Source organism: Promicromonospora sp. NPDC019610, from assembly GCF_044389365.1.
In the GTDB taxonomy this organism is placed as follows: Bacteria; Actinomycetota; Actinomycetes; order Actinomycetales; family Cellulomonadaceae; genus Promicromonospora.
In genome coordinates this window covers 2,572,164-2,593,527 of the sequence record NZ_JBIRXX010000001.1, presented here as the reverse complement: position 1 = coordinate 2,593,527, position 21,364 = coordinate 2,572,164, and the positions used below count along the sequence as shown (strand labels likewise).

Here is a 21,364-nt window from a genome sequence, read left to right as displayed (position 1 = left end):
GTGACCCACATGGCAGACACGCTCGCCGTCGTGCCACGCTCCCGCCGCCGGTCGGCGGCGCGGGTGTGGCGCGACCGCCTCCCCGGGATCGTCATGGGCGGCCCCGCCGTCCTGGTGTTCCTCGCGATGTTCATCGTGCCGATGGTCCTGGCGTTCGTGCTGAGCCTGACCGACTGGAACGGCTACAGCCTGAACTTCACGTTCATCGGGCTCGACAACTACGCCGAGGCCTTCCGCAACCCGCGCACGGTGGACGCCGCGATCTTCACCGGCGTGGTCGCGTTCTTCGGAACGGTGCTGTGCAACGGCGTCGGGCTCACGATCGCGGCCCTCATCTCCGGATCGGGCCGCGCCAACACGCTGATGCGCACGATCTTCTTCTACCCGTACATCATCAGCGCCCTGATCATCGGGTTCCTCTGGTCCGCCATGCTCGCGCCGGAGGGCGCCGTCAACGGCCTGCTCGGGCACCTGGGCGTACCGCCCGTCCCGTTCCTGACCGAGGTCGTGTTCGCCAAGGCGAGCGTGATCCTGACGATCGTGTGGTCGCACTTCGGCTTCAACATGATCCTGTTCCTGGCCGGCATCAAGTCCGTGCCGACCGAGTACTACGAGGCCGCCACGGTGGACGGTGCCTCGAAGTGGCAGCAGTTCCGCAACGTGACGCTGCCGCTGATCGCCCCCGTGTTCACCGTGAACCTCGTGCTCACGCTCGTGGGGCTGCTCAAGGTCTACGACATCGTGCTGGCCCTGACCGACGGCGGCCCCGCCGGGTCCACCCAGACGATCGTCTACCAGGTGCTGCGGGACTCGTTCGCGCAGTCCGAGCTCGGGTTCGGTGCGGCGCAGTCCGTGATCCTGCTGCTGGTGACGGCCGTGCTGGGCCTCGCGGTGACGTTCGCCCGACGCGGTGCGGAGCAGAAGGTGGCCGACTGATGCGCAGATACCCGACCCCCCGGCGCCGGCTGCGCGCCCCCGGTGCGGGCAGCGTGCTCAAGTGGGCGCTGCTCGGCGCCGGCGCGCTCGTCATGCTCGTGCCGCTCTACATCATGGTGATCAACGCCTTCAAGCCGCAGGAGGCGATCATCGCCTCGCCGCTGGCGATCACCCCCGACACGTTCAGCCTGGAGTACCTCCGGGCGGCGCTGACCAGCGAGAAGTTCAACGTGGTGCGCGCCTACGGCGTCACGCTGCTGTTCGTCGCGCTGGTCAACGTGTTCGGCATCGCGCTGGCCGCGCCCGTCGCGTACGTCATCGCGCGCGGCCGGTCGAAGTGGCACCTGGGGCTGCTGCTCCTGTTCGTCTCCGGGCTGTTCATCCCGGGTCAGGTGACACTCATCCCCGTCGTCTTCGTGCTGCGGGTGCTGGGGCTGATCAACACGATCCCCGGCTTCATCCTCTTCGAGACGGCGGCCACGCTCCCGGTCACGATCTTCCTGTTCGCCGCGTACCTGCGCACCGTGCCGCGGGACATCGACGAGGCGGCGTCCCTGGACGGCGCGGGCAAGATCCGGGCGTTCTGGTCCTGCATCTTCCCGATCATGCGGCCCGTGGTGGCCACCATCGTGGTGCTGAACTCGATCAGCGTCTGGAACGACTTCGTCAGCCCGCAGATCATCCTGGGCCCCGGCTCCGGCATCTACACGGTGACCACGGGCGTGTACGCGGCGGTCGGCGAGTTCTCGACGGACTACACGACGGTCTTCCCCACGCTGCTGCTCGCGGTGACCCCGGCGATCCTCTTCTTCGTGCTCATGCAGCGGCACATCATCGGCGGCCTGGTCGCCGGGGCGACGAAGGGCTGAGGCGATGACCGACCCCACCGCACACCCGCGGATCCCCACCACTCCCCTGGCCGAGGTTCCCGCCTGGGCCGTGCTCGAACGACGCCTGTTCGACGCGACCGAGGAGGCGTGGCGCCTGTTCGAGTCGCGCTACTGCGGCCCCGACGGCCGCATCCTGCACGCGGGCGGCTTCGAGCACCGTGACGGCGTGGACGACCTCTACGAGCCGTTCTTCAACTGGCCGGCCTTCTACGCCCTGGGCGGCAGCGACGACGTGCTCGACGCGGCCAAGCACCACTTCGAGGGCGTGACGGCGCAGCTCACCGAGGCGGGCATGCTCACCGGCGAGTACGAGAACGGGTACGACTGGTTCCACCAGGGCGAGTCGCTGCTGTTCTTCTACGGCCTGTGCGCCGCCGACCCGGACGACGAGCGGTTCGCGGAGCGCGCCCGGCGGTTCGCGCGCCTGTACACCGACCCCGCCCACGGCAACTACGACCCGGCGCGCAACATCGTCACCGCGCCGCACAACGGCGCGCTCGGCCCCCTGCCCGGGCTGGGCACCGAGTGGCTCACCTACCCGGCGTCGCTCGACTACATGGCGGCGTACGGCCTGCCGCTGCACGGGCTGCCGGGGATCACGGGCTGGTCCGACCTGGCGGACCCGGCGCACGCGCAGCTCATGGGCGACGAGCTGCAGCGGCGCGCCGCCGGGGACACCGCCGTGAACCTCGCGGCCACCTCCCTGGTGACCAACGCCTGGCTGTACGACGGCGACGCCACGTCGGCCTCGTGGGTCACCCGGTACGTGGACGGCTGGCGCGAGCGCGCCGCCGCCGCGGGCGGGCTCATGCCGGACAACGTGGCGCCGGACGGCGTCGTCGGCGGGCTGCACGACGGCGCCTGGTACGGCGGGCACTACGGCTGGACCTGGCCCCACGGCCTGCACTCGGTGGGCATGAGTACCCTGATCGGCGCGATCAACGCGTCGTTCGTCTCGGGCGCGGCGCCCGGTCCGGGCGGGGGTCCCGGCGCGGCCGGGGTGCGCGACGACGGCCCGCTCGACCTGGTGCGCACCATGCTCGACACGGTGCTGGAGCACTCGATCACCGCGCCCGTCACCGAGACCCCGTTCAGCCTGCGCGGGAGCTGGCTGGAACGCCTCGGGCCACACGCCGCCGAGCCCGCGCTGCTCGTGCCCTACCGGTACGGCGCCGAGGGCTGGTTCGACTTCGGCCCCCTCCAGCTCGACCTGCCCACCTGGCTGTGGTGGTGGACCCGCGACCCCCGCGACCGCGAGCGCCTGGACCGCGTGCTGGACGGCACGCCCGGCGCCCGGGAGGTGCGCCCGTTCCGGGACAAGGTCGAGGCGGGGCACGAGGGTCCGTGGCTCACGTTCCTCGACGGGGCTCTGCCCGACTACCCGGAGCGCGCCCTGTCGATGGCGCTCGGGCAGCTCGCCCGCCGGGTCGCGGTGATGGACGCCGAGCCCGTGGACCCGGACACCGTGCACCTGCACTTCTGGCAGCGCGCCAACCCCGTGGTCACGGAAGTGCTGGGGCAGCTGGTCACGGGCACGCCGCAGACGCTCTACAACGGGGGGCTGCCGTTCGCCGCCGTGAGCTACACCGACGCCGACCGGTCGCGCCCGGGCCTGCCGCCCGACGTCGCAGCCCTGGTCACACGCCTGGACGGCGACGCCCAGGAGGGGCGTGTCGAGCTGACGCTGGTCAACCTCTCCCCCACCCGCGCCCGGCGGGTGCGCGTGCGGCCGGGCCGGTTCGGGGAGCAGCGCCTGACCGGCGTCGTGGCCCGGGGCGAGTCCGGCGGCGTCTACCCGGGTCCGTCGACGGCGTTCGCGGGGCGGGCAGGGACGCCGTCCTCGGTGAGCGTGCCGGTGGACAGCGGCGACGTGCTCGTCGAGCTGCCGCCGTCGCACCGCGCGGACCTGGTGCTGCTCACCGCCCCCGCCACGGTCGTGCCGCGCCACGGAGGCGCCGCGACCGCCCATCCCGAGTCCCACTCCCAGCCCCGAGAAGGAGCCTCCTCATGACCGATGCCCTCACCCGACCCGGCCTGGACGGGCTACCCACTGATCCCACCGCGGGCCTGGTCCGGCCGGACGTCCGGCTCCCCGTGCGGGGCGAGGCGTTCGAGCGGGCCGACGCCGGCACACTGGCCCGGCTGGGCGAGGTGTCGTCCGCGACGGCGTGCGCCAAGCTGCACGGGCTGGGCATCCGCCGCTCGTTCGTGGAGGGGCCGCGGCCCCTGTCGCCGGGGTACAAGGTGGTCGGCTCCGCCCTCACGCTGCAGTTCATGCCGCAGCGGGAGGACCTCGCTGCCGGCGACGAGCAGGAGTACGTGGAGCGGCACACGGCCCTGTGGCACGTGCTGGAGACCGTGCGGCCCGGCGACGTGCTGGTGGTCCAGGCGTTCGGCAGCCGGTTCTCCGGGTGCGTGGGCGACATCCTGGCCCGTTACTTCCAGCGCAAGGGCGGGGCCGGCATGGTCGTCGACGGCCGCATCCGCGACTCCGGGAAGATCCGCGACCTGGGGCTGCCGGTGTGGTCCACGGGCAGCACGCCGCACTACGCCTCGCAGTCGGAGCTGTTCCCGTGGGCGTTCGACGTGCCGGTCGCCGTGGGCGGCGTCCTGTGCCTGCCGGGCGACCTCGTCGTGGCCGACGACGACGGCCCCGTCATCGTGCCGCGCGCCATGGCCGACCAGGTGATCGAGTCGGCGCGGGACCACGAGGAGTGGGAGGTGTTCAGCCGCGGCCGCCTCGACGAGGGCGCCCGGCTGAGCGACTACTACCCGCTGACCCCCGACACCCGAGGGGAGTTCGAGGCATGGCGTTCCGCGCAGCCCTCCGCCCGCTGAGCCAGGCCGGGCCGGGTCTCGACCCGGGCCCCGCACCGGCCGTCACCGCCACCTTCGGCCTGGGCTGTGCGCCCATCGGCAACCTGTTCACGCCCGTGGCCGCGGACGCCGCCGAGGCGACCGTCGGCCGCGCCCTGGAGCGCGGCGTACGGTTCTTCGACACCGCGCCGCACTACGGCGAGGGGGTCAGCGAGCTGCGGCTCGGCGCCGCCCTGGCCGGCGTCGACCGAGACACCGTGGTGCTCGCCACCAAGGTGGGGCGCACCATCGTCGACGCCGACGGCGTACCCGTCCCGACGGGCGGCACCGGGGCGAACACGGTCGGGGACCTCAGCCGCGACGGCGTGCTGCGCTCGCTGGAGGGCAGCCTCGCGCGGCTGGGCACCGACCGTGTGGACCTGCTCTACCTGCACGACCCGGCCGACGTCGACGCCGCGCTGCGCGGCGCCCTGCCCGCACTCCTGGAGCTGCGCGACCAGGGCGTGGTCCGGGCCGTGGGCGTCGGCATGGGGCACAACGCCCCCGTCGCGCGCCTGGTGCGCGAGGCCGCGGACGCGCTCGACGTCGTCATGCCCGCGGGCCGGGTGACACTGCTGGACCGCACGGCCGAGGCCGACCTGCTCCCCGCCGCCCGCGCGCGGGGCGTGGGGGTGATCGCCGCGGGCGTGTACAACTCCGGGGTGCTCGCCGACCCCGTGGCCGCGCCGTACTTCGACTACCACCCCGCGACGCCGGAGCAGGTGGACGGCGCGCTGCGCATGGCCGCCGTGTGCGCCACGGCCGGACTTCCCCTGGCCGCGGTGGCCGCGCGGTACCCCCTGCGCGTGCCGGGCGTCGAGGCGGTCGTGGTCGGGGCGCGCACCCCGGCCGAGGTGGACGTCTTCGCCGACGCCGCCGCGGTCGACCTGCCCGATCACCTCTGGGCCGCGCTCGACGCCGCGCGGTCCGCGCCGGCGCCCGCATGAGCGACGGGATCGTCGACGCGCACGTGCACCTCTGGGACACCGGGGCGATGCGGATCTCCTGGTTCGCCGAGCACCTGCGCCTGCCGCGGCGCGTCGGCCCGGACGACCTGGCCCGCGCCACGGCGACGTCCCCGGCCCCCGTGCGCGCCGCCGTCGCCGTCCAGGCCGCGGACACCGAGGGCGAGGCCCGCTGGCTCGCCGCCCGGGCCGCCGCGCACGGCCCCCTGCCCGGGCCGGTCGTGCTCCAGTACGACGCGCGCCCCGGCGACCCCGCCGCCTGGGCCGGCATGGCGCAGCCGCTGCTCGACGACGGCGTGCCCGTCGCCGGCCTCCGGCTCGCCGTCCCCGGCGGCGCGGCCGACCTGTCCGACGTGCCCGGGCTCGACGCCCTGTGCGAAGGACTGGCCGCCAGCGGGCGCGTGCTGGAGACCCTCGTGCGCCCCGAACAGCTCGCCGCCGTCGGGGCGCTCGCCGGCCGGCACCCGGAGCTCGACGTCGTCGTCTGCCACCTGGGCCTCGGCGCCGGGACGCCCGGGCAGCCGTGGCGCGACGCGCTCGCGGCGCTCGCCGCGCGGCCCCGCGTGCACGCCAAGCTCTCCGGCCTTCACACGGCTGGCCCGGACGACGCCGGCCGCGTCGCGACGACAGCCCGGACCGCCGTCGGCCTGCTCGGCGCGGAGCGCCTGCTGTTCGGCAGCGACTGGCCGATGTCCGCGCGGGTCGCGCCGTACGCGGAGGTCGTCGCGCGCACGGCCCGCGCGCTGCCGGCGCTGGACGACGGTGCGACGGCGGCCGTGTGGTCAGGGACCGCGGAGCGGCTCTACGGCCTCACGCACTGAAGGGAGCGCCGCGCGGGGAAGTGCCCGGACCAGCACGATCGCGACGTCGTCGGCGACCGTGTCCGACAGCATGCCGCGCAAGGCCGTCTCGACGACGGTCTGCAGGTCTGCCGTGTGGGTCCCTTCGAGCACCCCGGCGAGCTTCTCCAGGCGAGTGCGCAGCCGGTCGTCCCGCGTCTCGATCAGCCCGTCCGTGTAGAGCATCAGGGTGTCGCCGGGCCAGACCTCGACCGCGTGGTCCCGGCGCGGCGCTCCGGGATCCATACCGAGCAGCAGGTCGTTGCGGACCCGGAGGATCTCGCACCTGCCGTCGGCCCGGACCAGGATCGGAGGCAGGTGCCCCGCGCTGGACCACCGCATCGTGCGGACCTGGTCCTGCCGGCCGGTGGCCTCCTCGACGCGTGCCACCAGCGCCGTCGCCGTCGCCGAGCTCCCGAGGCCGAGTCCGTCGATGGCCGCGTCCACGCGCTCCAGCACCCGCGCGGGCGTCGCCTGGCTGTCGTACCCGATGGCACGCACGAGAGCGCGGACCTGGCCCATCGCGACGGCGGCATCGAGGTCGTGCCCGATCACGTCGCCGATCACCACGGTGGCGGCGCCGTCACGCGTGGTGAACGCGTCATACCAGTCGCCGCCGATGTCCCGCTCGACCGCCGCGGGCTGGTAGTGCACGACCACCTCCAGACCGTCGAGCTGCGGCGGGTCGGTCAGCACCGCCTGCTGGAGTGCGAGGGCTACCTCGGCGGCCCGGGCCCGTTCCCGTTCCGAGTGGACGGCCCGGAACCGCAGCGCGTCGTCATGGGCCCTGCGCCGCACGACGTCGCGCAACGCCGAGGCGACCGTCTTCGCCAGGACCACCATGAAGCGGGCGTAGTCGGCGTCCCACGGCCGCACCGGCGTACCGCACAGCACGAGCGCGGCGATGACACCGCTCCCCTGGCCCGACCGCACGGGCTTGACCACCATGCCCGGGACCACCTGGCGCCGACCCGAGCGCAGCGCACGGACGACGAGGCCCAGCTCCGCGTGCCCGCCGGTCTCCCCCGCCTCCAGGACGATCTCGGGGCCGCTCGCGGCGTAGACGGCAACCCGGGAGACGTCTGCGCTCGCCGACAGCACGCCGACCACGGGCTCGGCGAAGGTGCGCAGGTCGGTGAACGTGGCGGGCAGGGCCCCGTGCACCTCGCCGAGCACGGCCAGACGCCGCTGGTTCACCACGTCGCGCGTCGTCTCGGTCGCGATGTCGAGCACGCCCACGACCTGGCCGTCGTCGTCGGTCAGCGGGCTGTAGGAGAAGGTGAAGTACGTCTCCTCGGCGTACCCCGAGCGGTTCATCAGCAGGTACATGTCGTTGCTGAACGTCGGCTCGCCTGTGGCCAGCACGGTGTCGAACAACGGGCCGATGTCGTCCCAGATCTCGGCCCAGACGACTCGGGCGGACGCCCCCAGCGCGGCGGGGTGCTTGTCGGTGCCGAGCATGTCCCGGTAGCCGTCGTTGTAGATCAGCGTGAGGTCCGGACCCCAGACCATCATCACCGGGAACCGCGTCGAGAAGCACAGCCGGACGGCGTGGCGCAGCGACTCCGGCCAGGCGTCCGGCGGACCGAGCGGGGTGGCCTCCCACGCGACGGTCCGGGCCTCGTGGCCCACCGCGCTGCGCGCCGTCGCCTCCTCGAACCACCCCGATCTCACATGCGAATCGTAGCGAGGGTCTCTCGCTCGGCTACCCTTCGAAAGGGGTGAGCCTGACTTGTCCTGCTTTGTTCTGGCACCCCGCCTCAGCCGGCGGCGGTGCTGCCAGCACCGCCAGGAGCAACGTCCCCGTCGGCGTCCAGCAGCGTCCCGGCGGCGTGCGCCTCGAAGAGCGCCGAGGCGGCGTCGGCGTCGCCCCCGTCGAGAACGTCGAGCAGGCTGCGGTGCCAGTCGGCCACCTGGTGCCAGTCGCCGGTGAACTCGGGGTCGCCGAGCAGGTGCATGGAGCGCAGGCTCGGCTCGATGATGTCCCACATGCGCGGCAGGTAGGTGTTGCCGCTGGCCTCGATGACGGCGCGGTGGAACCCGAAGTCGAGCTCGCGGAACGCGGGCAGGTCCTGCGCGTCGACCGTGCCGTGCATGGCGACGATGACCTCCTCGAGCCGCGCCCGCGTCTCGGCCGTGAGCCGCCCGCAGGCCAGCCGGCCCGCGAGCGCCTCCAGCGCCACGCGGGCCTGCTTGGCCTGCTGGGCCTCCTCGTCGGAGTGCTTGGTCACGAAGTTTCCCTGGTGCCGCACGTGCGTCACCAGGCCCTCGTGCGCGAGCTGCTTGAGCGCGTCGCGCACGGGGGCCTGGCTCACGCGCAGGCGGCGGGCCAGCTGGGACTCCACGAGCTGCTCGCCCGGGGCCAGCTGCGACGACTTGATCATCGACTTGACCAGGTCGTAGATCTGGTCGGACAGCAGCCCGCGCTCGAGGCCCGAGATCCCGCTCAACGCATCAGTCATCCGCCCAGCCTAGCGGCATTATCGACAATCGTTTGTGCACCGGAACGGTAGGCGGCGAGCCAGGCGTCGGCGATGATCCGCGACCCCTTGGGCGTGGGGTGCACGCCGTCGGGGGCGAGGGCGACGGCGCCCTCCGTCCCGCCGAGCTCGTGCGCGGCAGCGGTGAGCAGGGAGTGCAGCGGCACCAGCGCGGCGCCCGCCTGCGCCGCGAGGCGCGCGACGACCTCGCGCTTGCCCGCGAGGTCGTCGAGCCAGCCGTGCTGCTCCGGCCGCACCGGCAGGAGGAACGGCTCCACGAGGATCAGGCGCGGGCTGCCGGGCACCCGGTCCAGGAGGCGCAGGTACGTGGCCTCGAAGTCCTCCGCGCTCGTCGGGTCGTCGCTGTCGAAGCGGCGCCAGGTGTCGTTGACCCCCACGTACACGCTGAGTACGTCAGGCGCGGTGCCGGCGACGTCGCGGTCCCAGCGGGCCTCCAGGTCGACGGCGCGGTCGCCGCCGATGCCGACGTTGCGCACCTGGGCGCCGGGCAGGTCGGCCGCGACGAGGCTGACGTAACCGTCGCCGAGCGACGCGGCGTCCGCGCGGTCGCGGCCGGCGTCGGTGATCGAGTCCCCGACGAGGACGAGCCGTTCGGCGGCCTGTGCGCCGGTGATACCGCTGCTGGTCATGAAGCACTCCCTCGTGTGATGAACGGGTCCGACGGTACCGGGCACGGCGGCATCCGAAGGCCTCCCGTTCATTGTCAGCGATTATCGATTAATGTAGCATCGCTTCCGCTGCCAGCCGCGGGTCGAGGACGACCCGCAGTCCATGACCATCACCGAAGAGGTCGGAGCACTCGCAATGAAGCGACATCTGTCAGCCCTGCTCGCCGCCGCCGTCGCCACGTGCGTCGTCGGCGCGACTGCCACCAGCGCGGCCGCCACGGCCGCCCCGCAGCAGACCGGGGCCCAGCACGCGTCACCCACCACGACCGCCACCGACAGGGGGCCGGGCAAGGAACCCGGCTCGGACCCCGGGAAGAGGCCCGGCAAACCGGGCAAGCCCAAGCCCGGCAAGGGCCCCCACGCCCCCGGCGCGCGGGGCACGATCTACCTCGCGCCGGACGGCGACGACGGGGCCGCCGGCACCGAGGCGGCCCCGCTGGCCACGCTGGAGGCGGCGCGCGACGCCATCCGCGCACTGCGGACGGCCGGCAACCTCCCGGCCGACGGCGTGACCGTCTACCTGCGGGAGGGCACCTACGAGCGCTCGGCGTCGTTCACCCTGGGCGCCGAGGACTCGGGCACCGCCGCAGCACCCATCACCTACCGCTCCTACCCGGGCGAGACCGCCAGGATCTCCGGCGGCAAGGAGCTGCCCTACGACGGCTTCTCCCCCGTGACCGACCAGGCCGTGCTCGACCGCGTGATCGAGACGTCGGCCCGCGACGACATCCTCCAGATCGACCTGGGCGCGCTGGGCATCGACGACTACGGCCGGCTCAGCCGGCACGGGTACTGGAAGGCCAACGACGTCAGCACCACCCCGCCCATGGAGCTGTACGTCGACGGTGAGGACATGACCCTCGCCCGGTGGCCCAACGCGGGGGCGGTGCAGGACACCGTGCAGATGAACAAGATCGTCGACGTCGGCCCCACCAAGGACGACGCCGACCTGCAGGACCGCGGCGGCACGTTCAGCTACTCCTACGACCGGCCGCAGCACTGGGGCCAGGCCGACGACATCTGGCTCGACGGCATCTTCGGCCAGAGCTGGGAGTGGTCGTACAACAAGATCGAGTCGATCGACACCGATGCCCGCACCATCACGCTGCGCTACGGCGAGATGTCGGGCCTCATGAAGACCTGGTACCCGGACTTCCACTTCGCGCAGAACCTGCTGGAGGAGCTCGACGCCCCCGGCGAGTACTTCATCGACCGCGACACCGGCGTGCTGTACCTGGTGCCCAACGCGTCGTTCCTGGCGGAGCGGGGCGCGCCCGTGGTCACCACGCTGGACGAGCCGATGATCCGCACGGACGGCACCTCGTACGTCACGTTCGACGACCTGGTGCTTGACTACGGGCGCGCGAACGCCGCCGTCATCCTGGGCGGCAGCCACGTGACGATCTCGAACAGCGACGTGCAGAACTTCACCGACGGCGGGGTGCTCATCAACTCCCCCGGCCGGTACACGTACGACGGCATCCCCGTGAACCGCGGCGGCACGGACCACGCCGTCGTCTCGAACGACATCCGCCACGTGGGCGGCGTCGGCGTGGTGCTGCAGGGCGGGAACAAGACCACCCTGGCGCCCGGCAACAACCGGGTCGAGGACTCCCACATCCACGACTTCGCCTACTACCACAAGGCCTACAACCCGGGCGTGATGTTCGACGGGGTGGGCAACGTGGCGCGCGGCAACGAGATCAACGACGCCCCGCACCCGGGCATCATCGTGCACGGCAACGACCACCTGTTCGAGCAGAACGAGGTGTACGACGTCTGCAAGACGTTCCAGGACCTCGGCGCGATCTACATGAACTCGGGCGAGACGCCGCAGCAGCGCGGCCACGTGTTCCGGCAGAACTACTTCCACGACGTGGGCCTGACCAAGCACGGCGTCGAGGGCATCTACGCCGACAACTTCACGTGGGACCTGACCATCGAGCAGAACGTGTTCGTGAACATGGGCAACGACGCGATCAAGTCCGGCTCGGCCGACTACATCGACGCCGTGAACAACGTGTTCGTCGACACCACGGTGCCCTACGACAACTACACGCAGTGGATGGGTGACGGCGAGGGCAACACCGTCGACCGCGTGTACCTGCCGAAGTGGGAGAAGGTGTTCGCCGACAACGGCGACTTCGTCGGCACGCCGTACCTGACGAAGTACCCGGAGCTCGGCCACTTCTTCGAGGACAACCACTACTTCCCGGACCACAGCTCGTTCGACCGGAACGTGATCTGGAACCCGAACCGCACCCGGAACCCGGACGTGAACGCCGAGGGCGCCCTGGACACGAAGAACCTGCTGAACTACGGGGACAACTGGGTGACGGACGCCGACCCCGGCTTCGTGGACGCGGCGGGAGGCGACTACTCCTTCCGGCCCGACGCCGCGGTGTTCGACCAGATCCCCGGCTTCGAGGCCATCCCGTTCGACGAGATCGGCACGGACGGGCACGTGGGTCAGTCGCAGTCCCCGGACGAGGTGGCACTGGAGTCCCTGGCGCTGCCCGGCGACCAGCTCACCGTCACGCTGGGCGACGAGCTGTCCGTGGCGGCGCAGGCCGTGCCGTGGAACGCGACGAACCAGGGCGTCACCTACGCCTCCAGCGACCCGGACGTCGCGACGGTCAGCGCGGCCGGCGTGCTCACCGCGATCGGGCCGGGCGAGCTGGTGGTGACCGTGGCGTCGCAGGCCGACCCGGGCATCCACGACGAGATGGCGGTCACCGTGGCCGCCGGCGACGGCGTGCTGCACTCGACCGACTTCGAGTCGGGCGCGAACGGCTGGCCCACCGACGCCAACCGCGCGATCGTCGACGACGGCACGGGCGACCACGTGCTGCGCATCAAGGGCGGCGCCAACACCCAGCTCGACCGGCAGTTCTCGACCTACGCGCTCGACTTCACCGTCACCACGCCGGCCGACGTGCCCGAGGGCGGGCAGCTGCTGGTCTACGACCGCACGGGCGCCACGCCGGGCGGCTACGTCCGGTACCGGCACGCGGCGGCCGGGCCCACGTGGACGATCTTCGACTCCGCGTGGGGCACCGTGAAGCAGGTGACCCTGCCCGCGGGCGAGGGCCTGGAGCCGGGCACGCAGTACGACGTGCGCGTGGTCGTCACGCCGGACGGCGTCCGGGTGCTGCTCGACGGCGAGGTGGTCGTGGAGGGCGCCAACCCGGCGCCCGCGGCGGCCGGCAAGGTCGGCTTCTACGTCCAGGGCTTCACGGCGCTCGACCTCGACGACGTGACGTTCTCGCTGGTGGGGGTGGACCCCACGAGCGTGACGCTCGCGCCGTCGGCCGCGACGATCGAGCCCGGCGAGACCCGGGAGCTCGACGCCACGTTCACCCCGGCCGACGCGACCCGCACCGGCCTGGAGTGGACCTCCAGCGACGAGGCGGTGGCCACCGTGGCCGACGACGGCACCGTCCGCGGCGTCGGGGCCGGCACGGCGACGGTCACCGCTACGTCGACGGCGGTGCCGGGCCTGACGGCGTCGTCCACCGTGACCGTGCAGGCGGCCGACCACCCCGTGACCGACCTGGGCGCCGAGATCCTCGACGCCACGGCGTGGGCGCCGTCCGGCGGCGTGACCGTCGCGGACGGGGCGGCGCACCTGGCGCCGCGCAGCGCGTCCGGGTTCGCCCCGGCGACGTTCGGCGACGAGCTGCTGCGGTTCGACACCTCGTTCGGCGACTTCAACGGGGGCTGGTTCGGCTTCTCGGTGCGCTCGAGGACAGCGGGCAACCCGGTGTGGACCAACAGCAACTCGGGATACCTCGTGGTCATCAAGGAGGACGTCATCGAGATGCAGCGGTGGAAGCCCGACGTCTTCATGATCGACGTGTTCCCCAACACGGTGATCGAGCCGAGCTCGACGCACGAGGTCACGTTCGGCGCCGTCGACGTCGAGGGCGGCATCCGCGTGGTGCTGCGCGTGGACGGCGAGCCCGTGTGGAGCTACCTCGACGACACGGCGAACAACACCCTGGCGACGGACGGCTACTTCACGGCCTACCGCCAGGGCCCGGCGGGCGAGATGAGCATCTCCCCGGCCAGCTGACCCCTCCGTTGAGTGCGGGCTATTTGTTGCGCAGCACGCGTCTGCTCGACAAATAGCCCGCACTCAACGGGCGGTGGGTCAGGAGTGAGAGGTGAAGGTGTGGTTCTGCCGGCCCAGGTTCTCGATCTCCAGGGTGACCACGTCGCCGTCCGTCAGGTACGGGAAGCGGCCCGAGAGGGCGACGCCCTCGGGTGTGCCCGTGCAGATCAGGTCGCCCGGCTCCAGCGCCATGTACTGCGACAGGTGGTGCACGATCTCGGCGACGCCGAAGATCATGTCCGCCGTCGACGAGTCCTGCCGCGGCTCCCCGTTGACGAAGGACCGCAGCCGCAGGGCGCCCGGGTCCACCTCGTCGGCCGGCACGAGCGCCGGGCCGGTGGGCAGGAACCCCGGCCCGCACTTGCCCTTGGACCACTGGCCCAGGGAGTCGTCGAGCTGCCACGCCCGCTCGCTCACGTCGTCCACCACGGTGTAGCCCGCGACGTGCTCGCGCGCGGCCTCGACGGACGCCAGGTAGCTCGCGCGCCGGCCGATCACGACCGCCAGCTCCACCTCCCAGTCGACCTTCTCGGCGCCCGGCGGCAGGGGCACGGCGTCGTCCGGCCCGGCGACCGTGTTGGGGTGCTTGAAGAAGATGATCGGCAGGCGCGGCGGCTCCGCGCCGGACTCGCGCGCGTGCGCGGCGTAGTTCTGCCCGATGCAGACGACGGCGGCCGGCCGCGCGATCGGCGCCCCGCGGCGCAGGCCGTCGGCGCCGTCGAGCACGGACAGCTCCCCCGCCGCCAGCGCGGCCCGCGTGCGCGCGACGCCGTCGGCGGCGAGGAACGCGCCGTCGACGTCAGGGGTCAGCGGGCGCAGGTCGTAGGTGACGCCGTCGGAGGTGACGGCGGGGATCTCCTGGCCGACGGGGCCCAGGCGGAGCAGGTGCATCGTGTCCTCGTTCTCGGATCGGGGGTGTGTGGGGGTTCGGGACCGGGTTCAGGACCGGGTTCAGGACTGCTCGGGCGGGCGGACGCGCAGCTCGTGCATGCCGCCGTCGACCGCGAGCGCCGTGCCCGTGGTGGCCGTCGCCAGCGGGCTGGCGAGGTAGCAGACGGCGTGCGCCACGGCCTCGGGGCTGACCAGCCGGCCGGTGGGCTGGCGGGCCTCCAGGGCGGCGCGCTCGGCCTCGGGATCGGCGGCGGCGTCGAGCAGGCGGCCCACCCAGGGTGTGTCGACGGTGCCAGGGTTCACGCAGGTCACGCGGATGCCCTCGCGCACGTGGTCGGCGGCCATGGCGAGCGTGAGCGCCTGCACGGCGCCCTTGCTGGCGGAGTACAGGGCGCGCTGCGGCAGCCCGGTCCACGAGGCGATCGACGCGGTGTTGACCACGGCGGCGTGCTGGGACTCCCGCAGGTAGGGCAGGGCGGCGCGGGTGACCCGCACGATGCCGAGCACGTTCACGTCGAGCACGCGCAGCCACTCGGCGTCGTCGTTGTCGGCGACGGTGCCCTGGGCGCCGATCCCGGCGTTGTTGACGACGACGTCGATGCCGCCCAGGCGCCGGGCGGCGGCCTCGACGGCGGCGCGCACGGCGGCGTCGTCGGTCACGTCGGCGACCTCGCCGGACGCGCCCTCGGGCACGCCGTCGGACGCGCGGTCGATCGCGACGACCTGGGCGCCGCGCTCCAGCAGGGCGGTCACGACGGCGGCGCCGATGCCGGACGCCCCTCCCGTGACGATGGCGCGGACGCCGTCGAACTCAAGGGCTGTGGTCACGGGTGTTCCTCCTGGGAAGCGGCTGCGATGGCGATTCATCCAATCTATAGCACCGATCCACCCGGAACCGAAGGGACAGATCACCTATCGGACCCGATAGGATCGACCCACCCGGAGCGATACGTCATACCTCTTCCCTGCTCCGGGACCACCCGCTCGACGAGGAGTGCTCTGCCCATGTCCCAGCCGGTCCACCCCGTCCTGCCGTCGCACCCGGACCGGGCCTGGTTTACCGAGGCCAGGTTCGGCCTGTTCGTGCACTTCGGGCTCTACTCGGCCGCCGCCCGGCACGAGTGGGTGCTGAGCAACGAGCGGCAGACCGCCGAGCAGTACGCGCGCTACGCCGAGGTGTTCGACCCCGACCTGTTCGACGCCCGCGCGATCGCCCGCGCCGCCAAGGACGCCGGGATGCGCTACGTGGTGCTGACCACCAAGCACCACGACGGCTTCGCCCTGTGGGACTCAGCCGTGAGCGACTACTCCGTCGCGCGCACGCGCGGGCGCGACCTGGTCGCGGAGCTCGCCGAGGCCGTGCGTGCCGAGGGGCTCCGCCTGGGGCTGTACCACTCGCTCATCGACTGGCACCACCCCGACTTCACCGTGGACCACCTGCACCCCCGCCGGGACGACCCGGACGCCCACACCCTCAACGACGGCCGAGACATGGCCCGGTACCGCGCGTACCTGCACGCGCAGGTGCGCGAGCTGCTCACCGGGTACGGCGCCGTCGACTACGTCTTCTTCGACTACACGTACGCGCACGACCGGGACGGGTGGCGTGGCAAGTACCCCGAGGACTGGGACGCCGAGGGGCTGCTCGCCCTGGTCCGTGAGCTGCAGCCGCAGGCCGTGGTCAACGACCGCCTGGGCATCCCGGGCGACCTGGTCACCCCGGAGCAGTACCAGCCGGACCAGCCCATGCGGGACGACGACGGCGCGCTCCTGACCTGGGAGGCCTGCCAGACGCTCAACGGGAGCTGGGGCTACGACCGGGACAACACCCGGTTCAAGGACCCGGACCTGCTGGTCCGCATGCTCGTGGACACGGTGTCCAAGGGCGGCAACCTGCTGCTCAACATCGGCCCGGACGGGCGCGGCGCGATCCCGGCCCGCGATGCCGCCACGCTCACCGCGCTCGGCGCGTGGACCCGGCTGCACGGCCGGTCGGTCCACGGGGCGGGCCCCGCGGAGCCCGCGCTGGCCGAGGCCCTCGCGTCCGGCTTGCCGCCCGGCGTCGTGCTCACTCGGCGCGCGGACCGCCTGTACCTGCACCTGTTCGCGTGGCCGTTCGCGCACCTGCACCTGCGCGGGCTCGCCGACCGGGTCCGGTACGCGCAGCTCCTGCACGACGGCTCCGAGCTGCGCGCCACCCGCACCGACCCGGACCAGAAGGCGTGGAACACCACCCCGGGCGGGCAGCCGCCCGGCACCCTTACGCTGCACCTGCCCACGGCGCGGCCCGACGTCGCCGTGCCGGTGGTCGAGCTGTTCCTGCGATGAGTTCGGGCGCGCCCCGTCGTCGGTCGTGGCATGGAGACGAAAAAGCATCGGCGAACCGGTACGACGTCCGGCAGGGTTGAGCCATGAGCGACGTCGACATGCCCCGCTGGAAGCGCAACGTCGGGCTGTTCCTCGCCGGCCAGACCATCTCCCTGTTCGGATCCATGGTGGTCATGTACGCGGTGATGTGGCACCTGACCATCGAGACCCGGTCCGGGTCGGTGCTCATGCTGAGCATCGTGTTCGGCATGCTGCCGCAGGCGTTCGTGTCGATCTTCGGCGGCGTCTGGGCGGACCGGCACCACCGCAAGTTCCTGATCATGGGCTCGGACACCGTCATCGCCCTGGCGACCCTCGGGCTCGCACTGCTCATGGTCAGCGGCGTCGACTCGCTCTGGGTCATCTACGCGGCGCTGGCCGTGCGCTCGGTCTTCGCCGGCATCCAGACGCCGGCCGTGAGCGCGATGATCCCGCAGATCGCGCCGACCGACCAGCTCATGCGCGTCAACGGCCTCTTCCAGTCCATCCAGTCGGGCATGATGCTCCTCGCGCCCGCCCTGGCCGCCGTCATCTACGCCTCGTTCGACATCGTCACCGTCTTCTTCGTGGACGTGGTGACCGCCCTGCTCGGTGTCGGCATGCTCGCGCTGGTCGCGGTGCCGCGCCTCGTGCGGTCCGACGCCGGCCAGCCGGTCAGCTACTTCGGCGACCTCGCGGCCGGCGTGCGCTACATCCGGGGCAACGCGCCGGTGCGCTGGCTCATCACGCTGTTCGCGCTGGTCATGTTCCTGGTGGGCGCCCCGAGCTACCTCACTCCGCTCATGGTCACCCGCACGTTCGGCGACGAGGTGTGGAAGCTGACCGCCAACGAGCTGTTCTGGGGCGGCGGCATGCTGCTCGGCGGCATCATCATGGCGTCGGTCGGGCCCAGGATCACGCGCCGGGTGCGCCTCATGGTCGGGTCGGTGCTCGCCACCGGCGTGCTGGTCGCCGGGCTGGGCGTGTCCACGAACATGTGGGTGTTCTTCACCATCGGCCTGATCATCGGCGTCATGTTCGCGGCGCTCAACACCCCCGCCCTGACGATCATCCAGGAACGGGTCGAACCCGAGATGCAGGGCCGGGTCTTCGGCTTCGTCGGGATCGTCATGACCGTCGCGATGCCGCTGTCCATGGTGGTGTTCGGCCCGCTGGCCGACCAGTTCTCCGTGGAGGCGCTGCTGATCCTCGCCGGCGTGCTGCTGGTCGTGGTGCTGGGCGCGATCCTCGCGTTCCCTGGGGCACGGCGCTCGCTCGCACAGGTCGACGCGGCGCCGTCGGTCCCGGAGGGGGCGGAGGGGCCGGAGGCACCGGCCGCGGCGTCGGACGAGCCCACGCCGGGTGTGCCGCAGGACACAGCCGACCTGCGCTGACGGCGTGAAAGTATTGCTGGGTCCCCTGGCCGTCAGCCCTGTGTGCGGAAGGTTCCTGTGAGCGCCCCGAAGATCTATGCCCTGCACGAGAACCCCGAATGGTTCCCCCCGTTCGCCGAGGCCTTCGCGGCCGAGGGCGTCGAGTACGTCGAGTGGGTGCTCACCGACGGCGTCCTCGACCTGGACGAGGCGCCGCCCGAGGGCATCTTCTGGTCGCGCATCTCGGCGAGCAGCCACACGCGCGACCACGGCCTGACCAAGGACTACTCGCGCGCGGTGCTGTCCTGGCTGGAGGCGTACGGACGCCGCACGGTCAACGGCCGGCGCGTGCTGGAGCTCGAGGTCAGCAAGGTGGACCAGCTCACGGCCCTGCGCGCCGCGGGCATCGACACGCCACGCACCGTGGCCGCCGTCGGTCGCGACCAGGTGCTCAAGGCGGCGCAGGGCTTCCCCACGCCGTTCGTCACCAAGCACAACCAGGGCGGCAAGGGCCTGGGCGTGCGCAAGTTCGACTCGTTCGACGACCTCGCCGACTACGTCGGGTCCGACGAGTACGAGGAGCCCGTGGACGGCATCACGCTGATCCAGGAGTACGTGGTGGCGGCCGACGGCGGCATCACGCGCGTCGAGATCGTGGGCGGCGAGATGGTGTACGCCGTCCGCGGCGACACGGAGCGCGGCGGGTTCCAGCTCTGCCCCGCGGACGCGTGCGTCATCGACCCGGAGACGGGCCGTCCCGTCCCGCCCGTCGGCGCGACCATCTCCATGGCCCCCGACGACGACTGGGGCCTGTTCTCCGAGCGCGAGGGCTACGACGACCCCGTGGTGGGCAAGTACCTCGCGTTCACCGAGCGGCACGGTATCGAGGTGGCGGGCATCGAGAACATCCGGACCGCCGACGGCCGGGTGCTGACGTACGACGTGAACACCAACACGAACTACAACAGCGACGTCGAGCGTGGCACGGCGAAGTCGGGGCCGCGGGAGATCGTCCGCCACCTGGCGCGGGTGCTACGGGAGACGTACCCGGAGGCCTGACGGCGGGCGCGACCGATGGTGCGCTTCTACCCAGTCATTGCGCCCGAAAACAGCGTGTTTTCGGGCGCAATGACTGGGTAGAAGCGCACTTCGGTTCTGCGGCGGGGTGGGCGAAGTCGGTGGGTCAGGCGAAGTTGAAGATCGGGCCGAACGTCACCACCACGATCGCGGCCCAGATCGCGTAGACCGGCAGGTACTGCGTCTGCCAGCGCTCGATCGCGCCGAACGTGCGCCGCCCCCGGACGAAGCCGGTCGCCAACCACGCCGCCCAGGCGAGGTGCACCAGGAGCACGAGGTTGAGCCCGAGCGCCGCGACCTTGTTGGCCGTGAAGCCGAACTCGGCGATCCGCGTGAGCATCGCGGTGAGCGCCACGGCGTCCACCGCGAGCGCCGCGCCGACCAGGACGAGCTGCAGCCAGTCGAAGATCCCGGGCGGCGCGAGCGGGTCGCGGGCCGAGATCGAGTACAGCAGCAGGAACAGGACCAGCACGAGGATCGCGTCCATGAGGATGAGCAGGTCCCGGTCCACCGCGGTGAGCGGCCCGTTGACGAGCAGCACCACGAAGATCGCGACCAGCATGACGATCGTCAGCGGCGTGAACACCCGCGTGAGCACGGGGGCGATGTTCTCGACGACGTTCTTCTTGGCCTCCACCAGCCAGGCGCCGACGAGCAGTGCGCCCGGGACCGCGAACGGGAGGAGCCAGTCGCCGAGGAACGGCTCGAAGTCCACCCCGACCAGGCTGAGCGAACCGAACGTGAGCCCGATGAGCAGCCCGCCGCCGAGCTGGATCAGCGCGAGGTAGATGATGAGCTCGCCCGTGAACCGGACGAAGTCCATCCGGCGGGCGCCGGACCGCCACGCCCCGCCGGCGTACACGACGCCCAGCAGCAGCCAGAGCACCACGGGCGTGTGGGTGATCGCGAGGAACTCGGTCATGCCGGGCCCGTCGAACTCCCCCGGCTCGAACGGGTAGAGGTTGACCACGAGCGCGAGCGCCGTCGTGATCGCGAGCAGCAGCGCGCTGACCCGCCACGGGACGTGCCGCTTCCACACGAAGTACCCGGCCAGGAACGGCAGGACGGCGAAGACGGCGTTGCGCACGAGCACCAGCTCGTTGCCGGTCGTGGCGGCGAGCAGCACCTTGAGCACGATCCCCGCGCCCACCGCGAGCGCCAGGACCACGGCGAGCTCGCGCCAGCGCCCGCCGTCACTCGGCTCCTCGGGGACCAGCACGAGCTGCTTCCAGAGCCGGTCGGAGTGCTCGCGTGCGAACTCGCGGGACACCTCGTCGAGGTTGCCCATGCGCTTGACCGCGACGAGGAAGGCCTCCTCGTCCTCCAGCCCGCCGGCCGTCAGGTCGCTGACCTGGCCGCGCAGGTGGTCCTCCATCTCGTCGACGTCGGCCGCGGAGATCGCCCGACGGCGCTGGACGTAGCCGCGCCACAGGTCGATCTGCTCCTCCAGCACGACGTGCTCGGCCGGCCCGGTCTGCTGGGCGGGACCGGCGTCGTTCGCGTTCTGGTCGCTCATCAGGCCCACCCCTCCGCGACGGCGGGGCCGGGCTGGACGTCCTGCCAGACCTGCTTGAGCGCGTCGGACACGACCGCCCACTGCTGCCGCCGCTCCGCGAGCGCCTCCCGGCCGGACGCGGTGATCGCGTAGTGCTTGCGCCGCCGTCCGACGTCGGACGTGCCCCACGTCGCCTTGACGTACTCCAGGCGCTCCAGCCGGTGGAGCAGGGGGTAGAGCATGCCGTCGGTCCACTCCATGCGGCCGCCGGAGATCTCGTTGACGCGCTTGAGGATCGCGTAGCCGTACGACTCGCCGTCGGACAGGATGCCGAGGACGAGCGGCGTCGCGGACGCCGCGACCAGATCCTTGTCGATGTGCACCTGCACTCCTATGCCTAGTGCTGCTAGGGA

The 21,364-nt window shown here is 72.2% G+C and carries 17 protein-coding genes; 10 read left to right on the top strand and 7 right to left on the bottom strand.

The window, feature by feature from the left end:
* Window positions 1-9 precede the first annotated feature (9 nt).
* The 6 genes from ACH45N_RS11545 to ACH45N_RS11520 are packed head-to-tail and all read left to right on the top strand — an operon-like array spanning window position 10 to window position 6,468.
* Complete coding sequence (locus tag ACH45N_RS11545) at window positions 10-936, top strand: carbohydrate ABC transporter permease (protein ID WP_397393744.1); 927 nt, start codon at window positions 10-12, stop codon at window positions 934-936.
* Window positions 936-1,805 carry a carbohydrate ABC transporter permease gene (locus tag ACH45N_RS11540; protein ID WP_397393742.1) on the top strand — a complete coding sequence of 290 codons (870 nt, stop codon included), beginning with the start codon at window positions 936-938 and terminating at the stop codon, window positions 1,803-1,805. Before ACH45N_RS11545 ends, ACH45N_RS11540 begins: the two co-directional genes overlap by 1 nt.
* A 4-nt stretch (window positions 1,806-1,809) precedes the next feature.
* Window positions 1,810-3,837 (top strand): hypothetical protein, encoded by a 2,028-nt coding sequence (locus ACH45N_RS11535; RefSeq protein ID WP_397393740.1) that lies wholly within the window; start codon window positions 1,810-1,812, stop codon window positions 3,835-3,837.
* Window positions 3,834-4,664: a ribonuclease activity regulator RraA gene (locus ACH45N_RS11530; protein ID WP_397393738.1), complete on the top strand. Its 831-nt coding sequence runs from the start codon at window positions 3,834-3,836 to the stop codon at window positions 4,662-4,664. The genes ACH45N_RS11535 and ACH45N_RS11530 overlap by 4 nt, the downstream gene beginning before the upstream one ends.
* Window positions 4,634-5,629 (top strand): aldo/keto reductase, encoded by a 996-nt coding sequence (locus ACH45N_RS11525; RefSeq protein WP_397393736.1) that lies wholly within the window; start codon window positions 4,634-4,636, stop codon window positions 5,627-5,629. Before ACH45N_RS11530 ends, ACH45N_RS11525 begins: the two co-directional genes overlap by 31 nt.
* Complete coding sequence (locus ACH45N_RS11520) at window positions 5,626-6,468, top strand: amidohydrolase family protein (protein ID WP_397393734.1); 843 nt, start codon at window positions 5,626-5,628, stop codon at window positions 6,466-6,468. Before ACH45N_RS11525 ends, ACH45N_RS11520 begins: the two co-directional genes overlap by 4 nt.
* Here the strand turns inward: ACH45N_RS11520 and ACH45N_RS11515 are convergent.
* The 3 genes from ACH45N_RS11515 to ACH45N_RS11505 form a co-directional block, all read right to left on the bottom strand.
* A complete protein-coding gene (locus ACH45N_RS11515) occupies window positions 6,430-8,160 on the bottom strand; it encodes a SpoIIE family protein phosphatase (RefSeq protein ID WP_397393732.1) in 1,731 nt (576 codons plus the stop codon). The genes ACH45N_RS11520 and ACH45N_RS11515 overlap by 39 nt on opposite strands.
* An 86-nt stretch (window positions 8,161-8,246) precedes the next feature.
* The gene (locus tag ACH45N_RS11510) at window positions 8,247-8,948 is read right to left on the bottom strand and encodes a GntR family transcriptional regulator (protein ID WP_397393730.1); all 702 of its coding nucleotides are present in this window, start codon (window positions 8,946-8,948) and stop codon (window positions 8,247-8,249) included.
* Entirely contained in the window at window positions 8,945-9,616 is a 672-nt protein-coding gene (locus tag ACH45N_RS11505; RefSeq protein ID WP_397393728.1) for an SGNH/GDSL hydrolase family protein, read from the bottom strand. Before ACH45N_RS11505 ends, ACH45N_RS11510 begins: the two co-directional genes overlap by 4 nt.
* A 175-nt stretch (window positions 9,617-9,791) precedes the next feature.
* On the opposite strand from ACH45N_RS11505, the gene ACH45N_RS11500 reads away from it, so the two are divergent.
* Window positions 9,792-13,730 (top strand): Ig-like domain-containing protein, encoded by a 3,939-nt coding sequence (locus ACH45N_RS11500; protein WP_397393726.1) that lies wholly within the window; start codon window positions 9,792-9,794, stop codon window positions 13,728-13,730.
* Window positions 13,731-13,808: 78 nt separating this feature from the next.
* Here ACH45N_RS11500 and ACH45N_RS11495 read toward each other — a convergent pair whose 3' ends face one another.
* Window positions 13,809-14,660, bottom strand: coding sequence for a fumarylacetoacetate hydrolase family protein (locus tag ACH45N_RS11495; RefSeq protein ID WP_397393724.1), 852 nt, complete (start codon window positions 14,658-14,660; stop codon window positions 13,809-13,811).
* A 60-nt stretch (window positions 14,661-14,720) separates the two neighbouring features.
* Complete coding sequence (locus ACH45N_RS11490) at window positions 14,721-15,527, bottom strand: SDR family NAD(P)-dependent oxidoreductase (protein WP_397393722.1); 807 nt, start codon at window positions 15,525-15,527, stop codon at window positions 14,721-14,723.
* Window positions 15,528-15,665: 138 nt separating this feature from the next.
* Here ACH45N_RS11490 and ACH45N_RS11485 point away from each other — a divergent pair, with 138 nt between their 5' ends.
* The 3 genes from ACH45N_RS11485 to ACH45N_RS11475 all read left to right on the top strand — a co-directional run bounded on the left by ACH45N_RS11485 (window position 15,666) and on the right by ACH45N_RS11475 (window position 19,438).
* On the top strand, window positions 15,666-16,988 hold the full coding sequence (locus tag ACH45N_RS11485) for an alpha-L-fucosidase (protein WP_397393720.1): 1,323 nt from the start codon (window positions 15,666-15,668) through the stop codon (window positions 16,986-16,988).
* A gap of 83 nt (window positions 16,989-17,071) precedes the next feature.
* A complete protein-coding gene (locus ACH45N_RS11480) occupies window positions 17,072-18,400 on the top strand; it encodes an MFS transporter (RefSeq protein WP_397393718.1) in 1,329 nt (442 codons plus the stop codon).
* A gap of 57 nt (window positions 18,401-18,457) precedes the next feature.
* Window positions 18,458-19,438, top strand: coding sequence for a RimK family alpha-L-glutamate ligase (locus ACH45N_RS11475; RefSeq protein ID WP_397393716.1), 981 nt, complete (start codon window positions 18,458-18,460; stop codon window positions 19,436-19,438).
* 124 nt (window positions 19,439-19,562) lie between these two features.
* On the opposite strand, the gene ACH45N_RS11470 is transcribed toward ACH45N_RS11475, so the two are convergent.
* Both ACH45N_RS11470 and ACH45N_RS11465 read right to left on the bottom strand, forming a co-directional pair.
* Complete coding sequence (locus ACH45N_RS11470; protein WP_397393714.1) at window positions 19,563-20,972, bottom strand: permease prefix domain 1-containing protein; 1,410 nt, start codon at window positions 20,970-20,972, stop codon at window positions 19,563-19,565.
* Window positions 20,972-21,334 (bottom strand): PadR family transcriptional regulator, encoded by a 363-nt coding sequence (locus ACH45N_RS11465; protein ID WP_397393712.1) that lies wholly within the window; start codon window positions 21,332-21,334, stop codon window positions 20,972-20,974. Before ACH45N_RS11465 ends, ACH45N_RS11470 begins: the two co-directional genes overlap by 1 nt.
* Window positions 21,335-21,364: the final 30 nt, after the last annotated feature.

Bases quoted from the DNA above. Each gene is read 5' to 3' on its own strand.
- ACH45N_RS11470 (WP_397393714.1), bottom strand. From the start codon at position 20,972: ATGAGCGACCAGAACGCGAACGACGCCGGTCCCGCCCAGCAGACCGGG.
- ACH45N_RS11490 (WP_397393722.1), bottom strand. From the start codon at position 15,527: ATGAATCGCCATCGCAGCCGCTTCCCAGGAGGAACACCCGTGACCACA.
- ACH45N_RS11500 (WP_397393726.1), top strand. From the start codon at position 9,792: ATGAAGCGACATCTGTCAGCCCTGCTCGCCGCCGCCGTCGCCACGTGC.
- ACH45N_RS11495 (WP_397393724.1), bottom strand. From the start codon at position 14,660: ATGCACCTGCTCCGCCTGGGCCCCGTCGGCCAGGAGATCCCCGCCGTC.
- ACH45N_RS11485 (WP_397393720.1), top strand. From the start codon at position 15,666: ATGTCCCAGCCGGTCCACCCCGTCCTGCCGTCGCACCCGGACCGGGCC.
- ACH45N_RS11510 (WP_397393730.1), bottom strand. From the start codon at position 8,948: ATGACTGATGCGTTGAGCGGGATCTCGGGCCTCGAGCGCGGGCTGCTG.
- ACH45N_RS11520 (WP_397393734.1), top strand. From the start codon at position 5,626: ATGAGCGACGGGATCGTCGACGCGCACGTGCACCTCTGGGACACCGGG.
- ACH45N_RS11540 (WP_397393742.1), top strand. From the start codon at position 936: ATGCGCAGATACCCGACCCCCCGGCGCCGGCTGCGCGCCCCCGGTGCG.
- ACH45N_RS11525 (WP_397393736.1), top strand. From the start codon at position 4,634: ATGGCGTTCCGCGCAGCCCTCCGCCCGCTGAGCCAGGCCGGGCCGGGT.
- ACH45N_RS11480 (WP_397393718.1), top strand. From the start codon at position 17,072: ATGAGCGACGTCGACATGCCCCGCTGGAAGCGCAACGTCGGGCTGTTC.
- ACH45N_RS11535 (WP_397393740.1), top strand. From the start codon at position 1,810: ATGACCGACCCCACCGCACACCCGCGGATCCCCACCACTCCCCTGGCC.
- ACH45N_RS11530 (WP_397393738.1), top strand. From the start codon at position 3,834: ATGACCGATGCCCTCACCCGACCCGGCCTGGACGGGCTACCCACTGAT.
- ACH45N_RS11545 (WP_397393744.1), top strand. From the start codon at position 10: ATGGCAGACACGCTCGCCGTCGTGCCACGCTCCCGCCGCCGGTCGGCG.
- ACH45N_RS11505 (WP_397393728.1), bottom strand. From the start codon at position 9,616: ATGACCAGCAGCGGTATCACCGGCGCACAGGCCGCCGAACGGCTCGTC.